At 63.7% G+C, this 15555-nt stretch carries 13 protein-coding genes and 2 riboswitches; of the genes, 6 read left to right on the forward strand and 7 right to left on the reverse strand.

What is annotated here, in order from left to right; genetic code table 11:
- Positions 1–265 precede the first annotated feature (265 nt).
- A complete protein-coding gene (locus VG99_RS15545; protein WP_052508802.1) occupies positions 266–2197 on the forward strand; it encodes a carboxylesterase/lipase family protein in 1932 nt (643 codons plus the stop codon).
- Between the two features lie 30 nt (positions 2198–2227).
- Positions 2228–4261: a carboxylesterase/lipase family protein gene (locus tag VG99_RS15550; RefSeq protein ID WP_082050047.1), complete on the forward strand. Its 2034-nt coding sequence runs from the start codon at positions 2228–2230 to the stop codon at positions 4259–4261.
- A 64-nt stretch (positions 4262–4325) separates the two neighbouring features.
- Here the strand turns inward: VG99_RS15550 and VG99_RS12550 are convergent, their stop codons facing one another.
- Positions 4326–5039 (reverse strand): tellurite resistance TerB family protein, encoded by a 714-nt coding sequence (locus VG99_RS12550; protein ID WP_044500408.1) that lies wholly within the window; start codon positions 5037–5039, stop codon positions 4326–4328.
- A 147-nt stretch (positions 5040–5186) separates the two neighbouring features.
- Between VG99_RS12550 and VG99_RS12555 the strand changes: the two genes are divergently transcribed.
- Positions 5187–5723 (forward strand): peroxiredoxin, encoded by a 537-nt coding sequence (locus VG99_RS12555; RefSeq protein WP_044500410.1) that lies wholly within the window; start codon positions 5187–5189, stop codon positions 5721–5723.
- Positions 5724–5736: 13 nt separating this feature from the next.
- Here the strand turns inward: VG99_RS12555 and VG99_RS12560 are convergent, their stop codons facing one another.
- From VG99_RS12560 to VG99_RS12580, 5 genes are all read right to left on the reverse strand, one after another.
- Complete coding sequence (locus VG99_RS12560) at positions 5737–6417, reverse strand: spermine/spermidine synthase domain-containing protein (RefSeq protein WP_044500413.1); 681 nt, start codon at positions 6415–6417, stop codon at positions 5737–5739.
- A gap of 165 nt (positions 6418–6582) precedes the next feature.
- A complete protein-coding gene (locus tag VG99_RS12565; RefSeq protein ID WP_158023926.1) occupies positions 6583–7929 on the reverse strand; it encodes an MFS transporter in 1347 nt (448 codons plus the stop codon).
- Between the two features lie 177 nt (positions 7930–8106).
- Positions 8107–9372, reverse strand: coding sequence for a D-amino acid dehydrogenase (locus VG99_RS12570; RefSeq protein WP_044500415.1), 1266 nt, complete (start codon positions 9370–9372; stop codon positions 8107–8109).
- Between the two features lie 64 nt (positions 9373–9436).
- Positions 9437–9527: riboswitch (glycine riboswitch) on the reverse strand.
- A gap of 4 nt (positions 9528–9531) precedes the next feature.
- Positions 9532–9625: riboswitch (glycine riboswitch) on the reverse strand.
- Positions 9626–9773: 148 nt separating this feature from the next.
- Positions 9774–10301, reverse strand: coding sequence for an inorganic diphosphatase (ppa, locus tag VG99_RS12575; protein ID WP_044500416.1), 528 nt, complete (start codon positions 10299–10301; stop codon positions 9774–9776).
- A 176-nt stretch (positions 10302–10477) separates the two neighbouring features.
- Positions 10478–11737, reverse strand: a complete 1260-nt coding sequence (locus VG99_RS12580; protein ID WP_044500418.1) for a 6-phosphofructokinase — start codon at positions 11735–11737, stop codon at positions 10478–10480.
- Between the two features lie 279 nt (positions 11738–12016).
- Here VG99_RS12580 and mpl point away from each other — a divergent pair, with 279 nt between their 5' ends.
- From mpl to VG99_RS12595, 3 genes are all read left to right on the forward strand, one after another.
- Positions 12017–13378 (forward strand): UDP-N-acetylmuramate:L-alanyl-gamma-D-glutamyl-meso-diaminopimelate ligase, encoded by a 1362-nt coding sequence (gene mpl, locus VG99_RS12585; RefSeq protein ID WP_044500420.1) that lies wholly within the window; start codon positions 12017–12019, stop codon positions 13376–13378.
- Positions 13371–13976, forward strand: coding sequence for a flavin prenyltransferase UbiX (locus VG99_RS12590; protein WP_044500422.1), 606 nt, complete (start codon positions 13371–13373; stop codon positions 13974–13976). The genes mpl and VG99_RS12590 overlap by 8 nt, the downstream gene beginning before the upstream one ends.
- A gap of 101 nt (positions 13977–14077) precedes the next feature.
- Positions 14078–14782 (forward strand): SDR family oxidoreductase, encoded by a 705-nt coding sequence (locus VG99_RS12595; RefSeq protein WP_044500425.1) that lies wholly within the window; start codon positions 14078–14080, stop codon positions 14780–14782.
- Positions 14783–15094: 312 nt separating this feature from the next.
- Here VG99_RS12595 and VG99_RS12600 read toward each other — a convergent pair whose 3' ends face one another.
- Positions 15095–15550 (reverse strand): MaoC family dehydratase, encoded by a 456-nt coding sequence (locus VG99_RS12600; RefSeq protein ID WP_044500427.1) that lies wholly within the window; start codon positions 15548–15550, stop codon positions 15095–15097.
- Positions 15551–15555 lie beyond the last annotated feature (5 nt).

Genomic DNA, 15555 nt, shown 5'->3' on the forward strand with positions numbered 1-15555 from the left:
TCAGATTAGCGTTTCATAAGGCCTTCACTATAGTCATTTGTGCGTATCGCGGCACCGGACGATTCTGTTCGGTGGCCGCGATAGCTGCCTTGGCACATACGGACGTGGGAGGCGTATCTCCGGGCCCGCCATTTCGGCCCGACAACATCGCAAAGGGACTCCATTACAACAATAAAGCGGAGATCTGCAGATGTATCTGACAACCCGGGGCGTTCGCCTCCGTGCCCTATTCGTTACTCTTTCCCTCACAGCATTATTGCTTCCCTTGACCGGCTGTTTCGACGGCTCATCCAGCTCCGATGACGATGACGGGCCCCGATCCCAGACCGGCGTATTTATCGACAGCGCCGTCGCCGGGCTGGATTACCAGGGCAGCCGTACCGCTGCCGCTATCACCGACGAGCAGGGCCGGTTCAGCTACCGCGCCGGCGAAACCATCAGTTTTGCCATTGGCGACCTGGAGCTGGGTTCGGCGGTCGGCGCCGCCACGCTCACACCGTTGAGCATTACCGAAGGGGCCAGCGCCGCGACCGACCAGCGGGTTACCAACAAGCTGATTCTGCTGCAATCGCTGGACGCGGACGGGAATCTCAATAACGGCATTCAGCTTACCGAAGCCATCCGCGATGAGGTGTCGGCAAACGCCGCGGCTATCGAATTCGATCAGCCAGCTGGCGCCTTCCGCACCAGCCTTGAACCCCTGCTGGCGCGCCTGGAGGAAGCCGGCGCGTTCACCGATACCGACCCGCGGCCGCGCCGGTTGGTCAGCGTAGAAGATGCGCTGGAACACTTTGCCCGCTCGACCAGTACCCGCCACGTAGTTGACACCACCGACGGACAGCTGCGCGGATTCGAGGCTGACGAGAATACCTGGCAGTTCCTCGGCATTCCCTATGCCAAGCCGCCGTTGGGTGACCTGCGCTGGCGGGCACCGCAGCCGGTGGAGGCCTGGGAAGGGGTTCGCGAGGCGGTAGCCTGGTCCGATCAGGCGGCGCAGAACCCCGGCCTGGAGCGCTTCGGCGAAGGTGGCATGAGCGAGGACTCGCTGTACCTGAATGTCACCGCACCCAAGGACGCCGAAGCGCTGCCGGTCATGGTTTGGTTCCATGGCGGTGGTTTCACCTCCCTGACCAGCAATACCAAGCCCTTCAACAATCCCCTGGCAGTGGCCAGCAAGGGCGTGGTGCAGGTGGCGGTGAACCAGCGGCTCGGGCCCTTCGGTTACATCGCCCACCCGCAACTGAGTGCCGAGAGTGGCTACAACGGCTCGGGTAACTACGGCCAGCTGGACCTGATCGCGGCGCTGGAATGGGTGCAGGACAACATCGAGGCCTTTGGCGGTGACCCGGATAACGTCACCATCTTTGGCGAGTCCGGGGGCGGGCGCAAGGTGCTGTCATTGATGGGCTCGCCCAAGGCGGCCGGGTTGTTTCACCGCGCCATCAGCCAGAGTGGCACGCTGTATCCCGATACCCGCAGCCTGGCTGCGGCCGAAGCCATCGGCAGCGAGCTGCAGACCCGCCTGGGTGCTGCCTCGCTGGAAGAAATGCGCAGCAAGAGCTGGCTGGAGGTGATGTCCGCCGCCGCGCCGCTGGTGCCCTACACCAACGTGGACAACCATTACCTGCCCCACACCGAGCGGGTGAGCTTCGAAAGCGGCGTGCATAACGATGTGCCCTTCATGTTCGTGGTGAATACCAACGACACCATCGACCCGATCGAGACCGTGATCGATGTATTCCCCTGGATGGCGCCGCTAAAGACCGCACCGGTGTTTGCCACCCTGTTCAGTCATCAGCCCCGCGGCTGGCGGGAACAGGGCGTGCAGGCGTACCACGGCGCGGAACTGGCCTACATGTTCAACATGCCGGAAAGCGTGATCACCCATTACCAGCTGGGGCTGGTGATCGATCCTGCCACCGGCGAGTCGCTGGTCATCGGCGATCTGAACAACAACGGGGTAACCGGCTCCCAGGGCGACCCGGCGGATATTTTCGCCTCGGCCGGCTTCGATGAAACCGATGACCAGGTGATCGAGCGCATGCTGACCATCTGGACCAACTTCGCCAAGACCGGTGACCCGAGCATTCCTGGCGAGCTGGAGTATCCCCTGTATGACGGGCAGACCCAGCGCTACATCGAGCTGAGCGACCAGGCCGAGGAGAAGGTGGGTATCGCCGACGTGTTTGCCGAATAACACCACAACAATAACAAGAGGGTTACATAGATGACGCATTCCCGAATTGATCGCGGGGCCGGGCGGTGGTTGCTTACGCCACTGGCGTTGGCGAGCCTGCTGCTGCCGCTGGGCGGCTGCTTCGACAGCTCGTCCTCCGGCTCCGATGACGAGCCTGCTGCCCGAACCGGCACCTTTATCGACAGCGCAGTGGCAGGGCTGGACTACCAGGGCAGCGAAACCCGGGCGGCCCGGACTGATGAGCAGGGCCAGTTCCGCTATCGCCCCAACGAATCCATCAGTTTCGCCGTGGGTGAGCTGACGCTGGGCTCGGCGGTGGGGGCCGAGGTACTGACGCCCCTGAGCATTACCGAGGGGGCGGACTCCGCCGAGGACCAGCGGGTGGTGAACAAGCTGATCCTGCTGCAGAGCATCGACGCCGATGGCGATCTCAACAACGGCATCCAGATCAGCGATGCCATTCGCGAGGAAGTCTCGCTGAACGCTGCGGTCATCGACTTCGACCAGCCGGCGCCGGCGTTTCGCATCAGCCTGGAACCCCTGTTGCAGGCTCTGGAGGAGGCGGGGGCCTTTACCGATACCGACCCGCGCGCCCGCTCGGTCGTCAGCGCCACCGATGCCGTTGAGCATTTCACCCGGGCCACCGGGGAGCGCGTCGTGGTATCTACTACCGGCGGCGATCTGCGCGGCTTTGCCGCCAGCGAGGATACCTGGCAGTTCCTCGGGATTCCCTATGCCAAGCCGCCGCTGGGCGAGCTGCGCTGGCGCCCTCCGGTGGCCGCGGAGCCCTGGTCCGGCGTACGCGAGGCGGTGTCCTGGGCTGACCAGTCGGCCCAGGACATGGCGCTGGAGGCGGTCAACAAGGGCGGCATGAGTGAGGACTCGCTGTATCTCAATATCACCGCGCCCAAGGAGGCGTCCGGATTGCCGGTGATGGTCTGGTTCCATGGCGGGTCCTTTGCCATCCTGTCGGCCAACTCCGCCCAGTACAACAACCCCGACGGGCTTACCGACAAGGGTGTGGTGCTGGTGACGGTCAACCATCGCCTGGGGCCCTTCGGTTACATTGCCCATCCGCTGCTGACGGCAGAAAGCGGCTACGGTGGCTCGGGTAACTATGGCCAGATGGATCTGGTCATGGCCTTGCAGTGGGTGCAGGACAATATTGCGGCCTTTGGCGGTGATCCGGATAACGTCACCATCTTCGGCCAGTCCGGCGGTGGCGGTAAGACCTATTCGCTGATGAACTCACCCCAGGCGGTGGGGCTGTTCCACAAGGCGATCGTGCAGAGCGGTGCCTCGCCGCTGGATACGGTCAACGGCCCGGAACGCTCCCTGGCCGATTCCGAAGCCATCGGCATTGCACTGTTCGAGCGCACCGGAGTCAGCACCCTGGAGGAGGCCCGCGCCCTGCCGTGGACGGCGTTCGTGCAGGCAGACAAGGATAATGGCATTCCCCGCCAGACCTACCGGCCCAACGCGGACTTCCATTACCAGACCAAGACCTATTACCAGAACGTGCTGGACGGCATGCCCAGTGATGTACCGCTGATGGCCGGGGTCACCGAAGGGGATTATCCTGATCTGCGGGCATCCTTGCCGGTCTGGCTGGCGCAGCGTACCGAGCACTATGAATCGCCCCAGTACGTGTACAAGTTCAGCCGGGTGCCGGATGGCTGGGCGGACATGGGCCTGCAAAGCTGCCATGGCTGTGAACTGCCCTACCTGTTCGATCACCCGGCGGGCATGGTGCAGAACTTCCAGCTGGGGCTGGTGACCACGCCGGAGGGGGGGAGGCCGGTCATCGGCGATCTGAACAACAACGGGGTGACTGGTAGCCAGGGGGATGCGGCTGATGTGTACGCCTCGATGGAGTACGGTGCGGATGACATCGCCATTGGCGAGCTGACGATGACCCTGTGGACCAACTTCGCCAAGACCGGTAACCCCAGTACCTCGGCGCTGCAATGGCCGGAGTACACGGAGTTTGCCGACACCTTCCTGGAAATCGGTCCCGACAACCAGGCCACCGTGGAAACCGGATTGGCCGAGGCGTTGGACTGACCCGAGCGGGGTAGCGGTCTGTCTGCCGGCAGACCGCTTTCAGTCCTTACTCAGGTTCCCACCGTCAACGCAGCGCGGTCAGCGCCTGCTTCTCCAGTTCAGTCTTCAATGTTGGCTCCAGCTTGAGTTGGCGCGCCAACTCATCCAGGTAGGCGCGCTCCATGTAGCTTTCCTCATCCACCATGACAATGCTGGCCAGATACATTTCCGCGGCAATTTCCGGCGTCTGCGCCGAGCGCGCGATGTCGGCCGGGTCCAGGGGTTTGCGCAGCTCCTCATCGAACCAGCGCTTGAGCTCCCCGTCGTCGGTGAGCTTGGCGATCTCACCGTCAATCAGCTCGCGCTCGCGGTCATCGATATGTCCGTCCGATTTGGCGGCGCCGATGATGGCCCGCAGAATGGCCTGGCTATGCTGTTCCACTTCACCTGCAGGCACGCGGTCGACGGTGCGCAGACCAGGCTGGTCGGCGGGTCCACCCGCCTGGTTTTGTTTCTGCTGCCAGTTGCTGTAGGCCTTGTAGGCGACCACGCCCAGCGCCGCCAGACCGCCGTAGGTAATGACCTTGCCGCCCATCTTGCGGGCCTTCTTGCTGCCCAGCAGCAGGCTGACGGCGCCGCCGCCCAGGGCGCCACCACCGATATTGCCCAGCAGTCCGCCCAGGGGCGAGGTGCTGCCAGGGGTCGGAGAGCGGCTGGGCTGCTGCGCACCGCCCTGCTGATTCTGCAGCAGGTCCTTTCCGGCGTTGAGCAGTTGGTCGAGCAGACTGCGTGTATTCATGTTTACCTCTGTCATGGCTTGAGCATGCAACTGAGCGCGGGTGGTATTTCCGCGATCCTGCAGCTAATGTGGATACTCACTGGCGCGCCGGGTTCCCTGGCCGAGCTCAAGCCTATACCTGTTCAAGGTCATCAGGAGCAAAAATCCGTGTTCAATTATGTCAAGCGATGGTTGCCCGGGGTGGGGTTGGCGTTGTTGGCCGCGTCGGCCCAGGCCCTGGAGGTGGGCGATCCGGCGCCCGATTTCGCACTGCCCGGTTCGGACGGGGAAACCCACCGCCTGGCCGACTACCGCGGCAAGCAGGCCGTGGTGCTGGCCTGGTTTCCCAAGGCCTATACCTCCGGGTGCACCATCGAGTGCAAGTCCCTGGCGGAAAATGGCCACCTGATCCGCGAGTACGATGCGGCCTATTTCATGGCCAGCGTCGATCCACTGAGCAAGAACAAGGGCTTTGCGGCGGAAACCGGTGCGGACTTCCCGCTGCTCAGTGACGAGGACAAGGCGGTTGCCCGGGCCTATGGCGTGCTGCACCCGCTGGGCTTCGCCAGACGCCATACCTTCTACATCGGCAAGGACGGACAGATCCTCAAGATCGATACCGACGTCAAGCCAGCCAGCTCCGCGGAAGACATGGCGGCGACCCTGGGCGAACTGGGCGTCGAGCGGCGGCAGTCCGCACCCTGAGCTGCGACGCGGGCTATTTCAGCGCGCAGATCCAGATGGTGTGACGCGCGCCGCGGTTGCCGTGGGCGAATACCTGCACCTCTTCGGCCTTGAAGCCCGCCTGTTTCAGCCGCTGGGAAAACTGCCGGTCGGCGCTGGCGGACCACACGGCGAGTATCCCACCGGCGCGCAGCGCGCGGGCGCAGGCGGCCAACCCCTCGCGGGCATACAACCAGTTGTTCGCGCTATGGGTGAGGCCTTCGGGGCCGTTGTCCACGTCCAGCATGATGGCATCGAATCCCCTGGGCTGGGCCTGCAGGATATTGGCCACGTCGTCGTTCACCACGGTGGTGCGCGGGTCCTGTAGCGGATGGCCCGCCTTGGCACCCAGCGGGCCCCGGTTCCACTCGATAACGCCGGGCACCAGCTCGGCGACCTGCACCTCCGCGTCGGGCCCAAGGTGCTGCAGCGCCGAGGCCAGGGTAAAGCCCATGCCCAGGCCGCCAATCAGCACCCGGGCCTGGGGGCGGTGGGCGATCTTGCGGCAGGGGATGGCCGCCAGCGCGTCCTCCGAGCCGTGCATACGCGTGTTCATCAACTGCCCGCCCTTGCCACCCTCCAGCTTGATGACAAAGTCCTCGCCATATTCGAACAGGCACAGGGCGCCGCCGTTATTGGGAATGGGTGCGGTATCCAGCAGAACAAAGCGTTTCATCGGCAGCTCGGGCAAAAATCGGGAAGCGCAGTATGCCTGATCGGGCCGCCCCTTGCGCCGTCTATACTTTTCGTTCAGCGCATTCCCCGTTGCACGGGGGGGCCTACTTGTCTACCCCGGAGTGGTCGTTACTCCTGAGACCACCCGCGGGATCCGATCCATATGCTAGCGGTTGATATCCAGGTCCCGGGTTTCCTTGCCCAGCAGCAGCGCGATCAGCGTCAGCAGCGCCATGCCGGCCAGGTAGAGCCCGACCAGGAAGGGGCTGCCGTCACCCACGCCCCAGAGCCAGACGGCAATGAAGGGCGCGACGGCGGCGCCGAGGATGGAGGAGACGTTGTAGGAGATGCCCGAACCGGTATAGCGCACGTTGGTTGGGAACAGCTCCGGGAGCAGGGCGCCCATCGGCCCGAAGGTCAGGCCCATGAGACTGAAGCCGAGGATCAGCCAGGCCATCACGCCGACAAAACCCAGGCTGAGCAGCGGCACCCACAGCAGGCTGAAGATGATGATGCCCAGGGTGACCAGGATCAGCGTCTTGCGCCGCCCCAGCCGATCCGCCCAGGGCCCGGACAGCAGGGTGAAGACACCGAAGAACACCACCCCAACGATCAGCATCAACACGAAGTTGTTGTAGCTGTAGCCGAGACCGGACAGCTGGCCGGCAGCCGGCTCGACCGGCGCGCGGCCATAGCTCAGGGAGAAGGTAGTCATCAGGTAGAACAACACGTAGGTCGCCAGCATATAGAAGGTGCCGAGGATCAGCTCCCGCCAGTTGTTGCGTATCACTTCACCCAGCGGCAGTTTTACCACCTTGCCGGCGGAGACCGTCTTGGCAAAGGTGGTGCTCTCGACCAGATTCAGCCGAATCCACAAACCGATGATCACCATGACGGCCGAAAACAGGAAGGGGATACGCCAGCCCCAGTCGAGGAAGGCTTCCGACGGCCGCGACGGATTATCCGACGGCAGGACCGCAGCCACCAACAGGAACAAGCCGTTGGCAATGATGAAACCCAGCGGCGCGCCCAGCTGCGGGAAGGTGCCGAACAGCGCCCGCTTGCCCTCCGGCGCGTTCTCCGTTGCCACTAGCGCCGCGCCGGACCATTCGCCGCCAATGGCGAAACCCTGGGCCAGGCGCATGATCACCAGCAGCAGCGGAGCCAGCCAGCCGATCGTGTGGTAGGTGGGCAGCAGACCGATCAGGAAGGTGGCGATACCCATGGTCAGCAGCGCGTAGATCAGGGTGTTCTTGCGGCCGATCTTGTCACCCAGGTGGCCGAAGAACACTGCGCCCAATGGGCGGGCAATCATCGCCGCGCCGAAGATGGCAAAGGAGGCGAGCAGTGCCGTGGTCTCGTTGCCCGGCGGGAAGAACAGGTGGGGAAACACCAGCACCGCCGCCGTGGCATAGACGTAGAAGTCATAGAACTCGATGGTCGTGCCCACCAGACTGGCGAGCATGACGCGGGAGCGGGAGTTGGCGGGTGCCGGGGACGCGGTATGGGGCATGGTTGGAGTCACTGTCTGGGGCTGCAAGCGGCTGATGGGTGGGCGCAGATTGTAGGCAAGACCGGGGCAGGGCGCCATGGTTGGCCTTCAATGGATACGTTATCCGCTGCGCAGCCGGCTGCGCTTACTCCATTCGCGTCCCAGCGGGGCCGTGTCTGGCCCCGCTGCCGCCGTCACTCAGGCGTAGCTCGGCTGTGCGGCAGCAACCCTGGCGTTACTTCCCAGCGCCTGCTCGACAACGCCGCCGATCATGTCCGCGGTGACGGCGCTCAGGGTCCAACCCAGGTGGCCGTGGCCGGTGTTGTAGAACACGCAGGGCGATTTGCCGCGCCCGACCTTGGGCATCATGTTCGGCATCATCGGCCGCAGGCCCGCCCAGGGCACCACGCTGCGGGTGTTGACGCCGGGGAAGCACTCGTTCACCCATTCCACCAGCGGGCGGATACGGTCGGCGCGAATGTCGCGGTTGTAGCCATTGAACTCGGCGGTGCCGGCGACCCGGAAGCGATCATTGCCCAGGCGGCTGCTGACCAGTTTGGTCTCGTCGTCGAGCAGGCTGACGTTGGGCGCCGACGCGCGGCTGAGTTCGTCGGTAAGGTTGACGGTGATGGAGTAGCCCTTGACCGGGTAGATGTTCACCCGGTCTCCCAGCTGCCTGGCCAGGTCGCGGCTGGCCGTCCCGGCACACACCACCACGCCATCAAAGTGCTGGGTCTCGTCCCCGGCCGTGCCGCCGGTGGTAACGGTAACGCTGGCGCGCTTGCCGTCGGAGGCGACCGCTTTCACGTCCTGGTTATACAGGCAGCGCACGCCCAGGCGATCGATGGCGTCAGCCAGCCCGTTGGTGAACTTGTGGATGTCGCCGGTGGAGTCGCATTCGGTGTAGTAGCCGCCGTAGTACTGGCCGGCCAGGGTCGGCTCGATGGCGCGCATTTCTTCCAGCGTCACGCTGCGGCGGGGCAGGCCGCCCTGGGCGAGCAGCTGGGACACCCGGCCGGCATGGTCGAAACCGGCCTTGTTCCGGTAGATATGCAGGATGCCCTTTTTCTTCAGGTCGAAATCGATACCTTCCGCCTCGGCCCAGGAGAACAGATGCTCACGGGCGGCGATGGCCAGGCGTGCGGTTTCGATGGTATTGCGGTCGTAGGCAGGAATGGCGGCAATGAATTCGGCGAACCAGGAGAGCTTGTGCCAGCTGGGTTTGGGGTTGACCAGCAAGGGCGCATCACTCTTGAGCATCCACTTCAGCCCTTTGATGATGGTCGAGCGATGGTTCCACACCTCGGCATTGGACGCCGATAGCTGGCCGCCGTTGGCGAAGGAGGTTTCCATGGCGGCGTAGCGGTGCTTCTCGAGGAGGGTGACCGAAAAGCCGCGTTTGGCCAGGGCGTAGGCGGTAGTGATGCCGGTGATCCCGCCACCGATGACAGCGATTGTTTTCATTGTTGTAGCTCCAGAAACGTCAGGGGATTCAAGCCCGCGCGCACCAATGCACGACGAACGCCCCCTCTGTCCTGGACCTGAGAGATTCACGGGCGCCATGGGGCCCGCTTGCTCCTTCGGTGCGCCCGGTGACGATCGCGGGCGGCTCTTCAGAGTTCACTGGTGATAGCGGTCCGTTTGCCTGAGAGTTTCCGGGGCGGTTGCTCCTTCGGCGCTGCGGCGCGTGGCCGGCAGTCTCTCCCGATATCACCCTGACCCGTGGGGTCCGCCAGTGGCGCCCCTCACGTCATCATTGGGACCTAGACTGCCAGAAAAGTCTGCGCTTGTAACCTGCGAATTTCAGCCGAACGACAGGCATAAAAAAGCCCGGCTTGTGGCCGGGCTCCTATTCGGCAAAACGCTTATTTTTGGTAAGCGCTTACTGCCTTTACAATTTCCGCACGGGCTTCGTCAGCGTTGCCCCAACGGTCGATCTTGACCCACTTGCCGGCTTCCAGATCCTTGTAGTTCTCGAAGAAGTGCTGGATCTGCTGGATCAGCAGCTCAGGCAGGTCGGTGTATTCCTTCACGTTCTGGTACAGCACGCTCAGCTTGTCATGGGGTACGGCAACCAGCTTGGCATCGCCGCCGCCATCGTCAGTCATGTGCAGCACGCCAACCGGGCGGCAGCGGATGACCGCGCCGGGGGCAACCGGGTGCGGGGTGACTACCAGTACGTCCAGCGGATCGCCATCGTCAGCCAGGGTGTTCGGAATGAAACCGTAGTTGGCCGGGTAGAACATCGGGGTCGCCATGAAACGGTCGACGAACAGGGTGTTGCTGTCCTTGTCGATCTCGTACTTGATGGGCGCATGGTTGGCCGGGATTTCGATGGCGACGTAGATATCGTTGGGGATGTCTTTGCCGGCGGGGATCTGGTCGTAGCTCATGGGTTACCTGATGCGAGGCATTGTAGGGGATTATCGGTGTTCGCCATTACCGGCGACACCAGGAAAAATATGGGCGGAGATTATAGGCGGTCGGGTCATCTTTACCAAGTGAAACCTGCTGCCCGGCGCCGATCCGCATGTTCGCGCCGCCCGTTGGGCAGCGCGAACGGTCCGACTCAGACCTTGAACGGGGCCAGTTTGCGCTCGACCGGCAGGTTCTGCAGGCGCACGTAATCGGGCAGACCATTCTTGAACGGCGGGATATCCTCACCCTGGATCAGCGGCGACAGATACTCGCGGCAGGCCTCGGTGATGTGGAAGCCGTCTTCGGTGATGAAGTCGCGGGGCATGAACTTCTCGACGTTGGCCACTTCGCTCAGCGGCGCTTCGATGATGTCCCAGCGGTAGGGGGCAGCTTCCAGGCGGCGGATCGCCGGCATGATGGCGTTCTTGCCTTCCAGGGCAATGTGTACCGCGGCCTGGCCCAGGGCGTAGGCCTGCTCGACGTCGACCTTGGAGGCGATGTGGCGCGCAGCGCGCTGCAGGTAGTCAGCCACGGCCCAGTGGTACTTGTAGCCAAGCTTGTCACGCACCAGGTTGGCGATGGTCGGCGCCACGCCGCCCAGCTGGGCGTGGCCGAAGGCGTCGGTCAGGCCGGATTCGGACAGGAATTTGCCGTCCTTGTTCTTGATGCCCTCGGATACCCCGATAACGCAGTAGCCGTGGGTCTTCACGCACTCGTCAACGCGGGCGAGGAAGGCGGCTTCATCGAACTCGACTTCGGGGAACAGCAGGATGTGCGGCGCTTCGCCTTCGGCTTCGCTGGCCAGGCCGCAGGCGGCGGTGATCCAGCCAGCGTGGCGACCCATGACTTCCAGGATGAACACCTTGGTCGAGGTAGCGGACATGGAGGCCACATCGTAGCCGGCTTCACGAATGGACGTGGCCACGTACTTGGCCACCGAGCCAAAGCCTGGGCAGCAGTCGGTGATCGGCAGGTCGTTGTCGACCGTCTTCGGCACATGGATGGCCTGGATCGGGTAGCCCATGGTTTCGGCCAGCTGGGAGACCTTCAGGCAGGTGTCAGCGGAGTCACCACCGCCGTTATAGAAGAAGTAACCGATGTCGTGGGCCTTGAACACCTCGATCAACCGCTCGTATTCGGCGCGGTTGGCTTCCAGGCTCTTGAGCTTGTAGCGGCAGGAACCGAAGGCACCGGACGGCGTGTGGCGCAGGGCGGCGATGTTCTCTGCGGATTCGAGGCTGGTATCGATCAGATCCTCGGTGAGCGCGCCAATAATGCCGTTGCGGCCTGCGTAGACTTTGCCGATCCGGTCCGGATGCTGGCGTGCCGTTTCAATCACGCCGGCGGCCGAAGCGTTGATAACTGCGGTAACGCCGCCTGACTGGGCATAAAAGGCATTTTTGACGGTCATGCTGACTCCATGATGTGTGAGCTGATGGCAGGTACGACAACCGAACCAGCGGAACGGTTGCACTGACAGCAGAACAATAGTCGGGTGAAGAATGGCGCGCATAATAGCCGAATGAGTGAGCCTTTGCATGGTTGGCTGTTCAGTGGTGTGTATTCCATTAGCCCCGTTCTTGCTCCCGCCTCCGTTTCCGGCGCTCTACCGCAGCCCGGCCAACCTTGGGGCCCAACTCAGCCGCATGGTAGTATCGGCGCCTTGACGGATTGATGACAGGGTTGGCTGATGCACCTCCACATTCTCGGTATCTGCGGTACTTTCATGGGTTCGCTGGCCCTGCTCGCGCGTGATCTCGGCCACCAGGTCAGCGGCTCCGACGCCAACGTCTATCCGCCGATGAGCACCCAGCTCCAGGCCCAAGGCATCCAGCTGCTGGAAGGCTACGACCCGGCCCACCTGCAGCCCGCGCCGGATCTGGTGATCATCGGCAACGCCATGACCCGGGGTAACCCGGCGGTGGAATATGTGCTGGACAAGGGCATTCCCTATACCTCCGGCCCGCAGTGGCTTGCCGAGCACGTGTTGCAGGAGCGCTGGGTGCTGGCAGTGGCCGGCACCCATGGCAAGACCACCACCTCGAGCCTGCTGGCCTGGATCCTCGAGGATGCCGGCATGGCACCGGGCTTCCTGATCGGCGGCGTGCCGCAGAACTTCGGCATCTCCGCCCGCCTGGGCGGCACACCGTTCTTCGTGGTCGAAGCGGATGAGTACGACAGCGCCTTCTTCGACAAGCGCTCCAAGTTCGTCCACTACCGCCCGCGTACTGCCATCCTCAATAACCTGGAATTCGACCACGCGGATATCTTCCCCGACCTGGCCGCCATCGAACGGCAATTCCATCACCTGGTGCGCACCGTGCCGGCCAGCGGTCTGGTGATTTACCCGCAGCAGGAACAGGCACTGCAGCGAGTCATCGACATGGGTTGCTGGACGCCTGCGCAGACCACGGGGGAGGGCGGCAACTGGCAGGCACGGCTGCTAGCCGAGGACGGTTCCCGCTTCGAGGTCTGGCTTGATGGCCAGCTGCAGGGCGTCGCCGACTGGCAGCAGACCGGCGCCCACAGCGTGGCCAACGCGCTGACCGCCCTGGCCGCAGCGCGCCATGTAGGCGTCACGCCGGAGCAGGGCATCGCCGCGCTCGCCGGCTTTGCCAGTCCCAAGCGGCGGATGGAAAAACTCATCGAGATCAATGACATCACCCTCTATGACGATTTCGCCCACCACCCCACAGCCATCGCCACCACCCTGGCCGGGCTGCGGGCGCAGATTGGCGGCGAGCGGCTGATCGCGATCATCGAGCCGCGCTCCAATACCATGCGCCTGGGCAGCCATATGGCCGCCTTGCCCGCCAGCGTCAAGGACGCCAGCGAGGTGATCTGGTACCAGCCGCCCGGATTGGACTGGTCGTTGGATTCGGTGGTGGCGCAGAGCCCGGTGCCGGCGACGGTGATGACCGATATCGATGCCATCATCGATCAGGTGGTAGCCCAGGCCGAGCCGGGCGCCCGCATCGTGATCATGAGCAACGGCGGCTTCGGCGGCATCCATCAGAAGATGAAGCAGACGCTGGAGGCGAAACATGGCTGAGCGGCGCGTCACCCTGGCGGTGACCGGCGCCTCCGGCGCGCAATATGCCCTGCGCCTGCTGGAGTGTCTGGTGCAGGCCGAGGTGCAGGTGCTGTTCCTGATCTCCCAGGCGGCGCAACTGGTGGTCGCCACCGAAACCGAGCTGCAACTGCCACCCAAGCCCCAGGCGCTGGAGCAGTTTCTCACCGAGCGCTACCAGGCCCGGCCCGGACAGATCCGCGTCTACGGCAAGCAGGACTGGATGTCCCCGGTCGCCTCCGGCTCCGGCGCGCCCTCGGCCATGGTCGTCTGCCCCTGCAGCACCGGCACGCTATCGGCGATCGCTACCGGGGCCAGCAACAACCTGATCGAGCGCGCGGCGGATGTCGCCCTCAAGGAGCGCCGGCAACTGATCCTGGTACCCCGGGAAAGTCCCTATTCCACCATCCATCTGGAAAACATGCTCACCCTCAGCCGCATGGGCGCGGTGATCCTGCCCGCCAGCCCGGGTTTCTATCATCAGCCCAAGAGCATCGACGACCTGGTGGATTTCGTGGTGGCGCGGATACTCAACCAGCTGGGGATCGAGCAGGCGCTGCTCAAGCGCTGGGGCGAGTAGGGCGCAACGGGGTCTGGCCCCCGCAGACCTCCGCTGCCTGGCTACCTGCCCGGACCTCTGGCATCCTCGACTGATCAAGCTACCCAACGAGGAATCAGAACATGGCCAATATCGTCATCACCGGCGCCAACCGCGGCATCGGACTTGCCCTGGTCAGAAACTATGTGGCCGACGGCGACCGGGTCTACGCCCTCTGCCGTCGCCCGGACCAGGCCACCGAGCTCAACCAGATCGCCACCAGCGCTGCCGGTCGGCTGACGCTGCATCAGATCGACATGGCCGACGGCAACTCGATCGACGCTATCCCCCAGGCCCTGGGCGACACTCCTGTCGATGTGCTGCTGAACGTGGCGGGGATCGTCGGAGGCAGGGCCGATAAACTGACCAGCGCACCCTTTACCGAAGCGGACTTTGCCGCCTGGCGCGAAGCCTTTGAAGTCATGACCATCGGCCCGTTCCGGCTGGTGCAGGCATTGCTGCCCAACCTCACCGCCGCCAAGGGCAAGGCGCTGACGGTCAGCAGCCAGATCGGCGCCTCCACCTGGCCGTACGGTGGCATGTATGTCTACGGCGCCACCAAGGCGGCGGTCAATCGGCTGATGCTGAGCCTGGCCATCGACCTCAAGGACCAGGGCGTTAGCATAGCCACTGTGCATCCCGGTTACGTACAAACCGACATGGGCGGCCCCAACGCCGAGATCACCCCCCAGGAAAGCGCCGCCGGCATCCAGGCCGTCGCCGCCAACCTGACGCTGGACACCAGCGGCAGCTTCTTCAAGTGGAATGGGGAATTGCATCCCTGGTGAGGAGAGGCCGGGTACGATCTGGTGTTCGAGTCCCAGGGAAGCGCGCCCGGGCCGCCTTTCGCATGCGCTGCGGCCTGGGTAAACAGCGGTTTGCTGGGGGGCGTCGAGCACTAGCTCGATGGACGATGCAGCAGCCTATGCTTGGTTGCTGTCGGTTGGCGCAAGGGCCGGGGCTCTTGGTGCGGGTTCAGCGCAATAGTGAGGGTGAGGCTGTGTTTGCTACTGATCATGAGGTATAGCGCGGGTGCGCTACACCTCCCAAAACCGAGCCCCGGCGAGATAGAAGAGTAACTTCAGAAAGGCCGGCGCTTGTCAGACAAAATACAACGCCAATGTCTCAGCAATATACGCAGGCTTCTCGCTACCTTCGATCTCCAGCGTGGCGCGGGATTTGACCAGCCACTGGCCGGGGTTCTTCTCGGTCACATCGATAACAGTCAACTGCATGCGCACCCGGGAGCCGACGCGGACCGGCTGGATAAAGCGCACGCTGTCCAGGCCGTAGTTGACCGCCATCTTCAGGCCTTCCGGGCGCATGGCCAGGCCGGCAGACAGGGCAGGGATCAGCGACAGGGACAGGAAGCCGTGGGCGATGGTGCCGCCGAAGGGGGTCTGCTTGGCCTTTTCTTCATTGATATGGATGAACTGGTGATCCCCGGTGCATTCGGCGAACTGGTTGACGCGCTGCTGGTCGATCAGCAGCCACTCGGAATGGCCCAGGTCTTTACCGATAAAGGAGGTCAGTTCGGATACGGCTACGGCGGTCATGGCGT

The organism is Pseudomonas saudimassiliensis (assembly GCF_000939975.1).
Taxonomy (GTDB): Bacteria; Pseudomonadota; Gammaproteobacteria; order Pseudomonadales; family Pseudomonadaceae; genus Halopseudomonas; species Halopseudomonas saudimassiliensis.

Bases quoted from the DNA above. Each gene is read 5' to 3' on its own strand.
- VG99_RS12595 (WP_044500425.1), top strand. From the start codon at position 14,078: ATGGCCAATATCGTCATCACCGGCGCCAACCGCGGCATCGGACTTGCC.
- VG99_RS15550 (WP_082050047.1), top strand. From the start codon at position 2,228: ATGACGCATTCCCGAATTGATCGCGGGGCCGGGCGGTGGTTGCTTACG.
- VG99_RS12570 (WP_044500415.1), bottom strand. From the start codon at position 9,372: ATGAAAACAATCGCTGTCATCGGTGGCGGGATCACCGGCATCACTACC.
- VG99_RS12600 (WP_044500427.1), bottom strand. From the start codon at position 15,550: ATGACCGCCGTAGCCGTATCCGAACTGACCTCCTTTATCGGTAAAGAC.
- VG99_RS12565 (WP_158023926.1), bottom strand. From the start codon at position 7,929: ATGCCCCATACCGCGTCCCCGGCACCCGCCAACTCCCGCTCCCGCGTC.
- VG99_RS12560 (WP_044500413.1), bottom strand. From the start codon at position 6,417: ATGAAACGCTTTGTTCTGCTGGATACCGCACCCATTCCCAATAACGGC.
- VG99_RS12550 (WP_044500408.1), bottom strand. From the start codon at position 5,039: ATGAATACACGCAGTCTGCTCGACCAACTGCTCAACGCCGGAAAGGAC.
- VG99_RS12590 (WP_044500422.1), top strand. From the start codon at position 13,371: ATGGCTGAGCGGCGCGTCACCCTGGCGGTGACCGGCGCCTCCGGCGCG.
- ppa (WP_044500416.1), bottom strand. From the start codon at position 10,301: ATGAGCTACGACCAGATCCCCGCCGGCAAAGACATCCCCAACGATATC.
- VG99_RS12580 (WP_044500418.1), bottom strand. From the start codon at position 11,737: ATGACCGTCAAAAATGCCTTTTATGCCCAGTCAGGCGGCGTTACCGCA.
- mpl (WP_044500420.1), top strand. From the start codon at position 12,017: ATGCACCTCCACATTCTCGGTATCTGCGGTACTTTCATGGGTTCGCTG.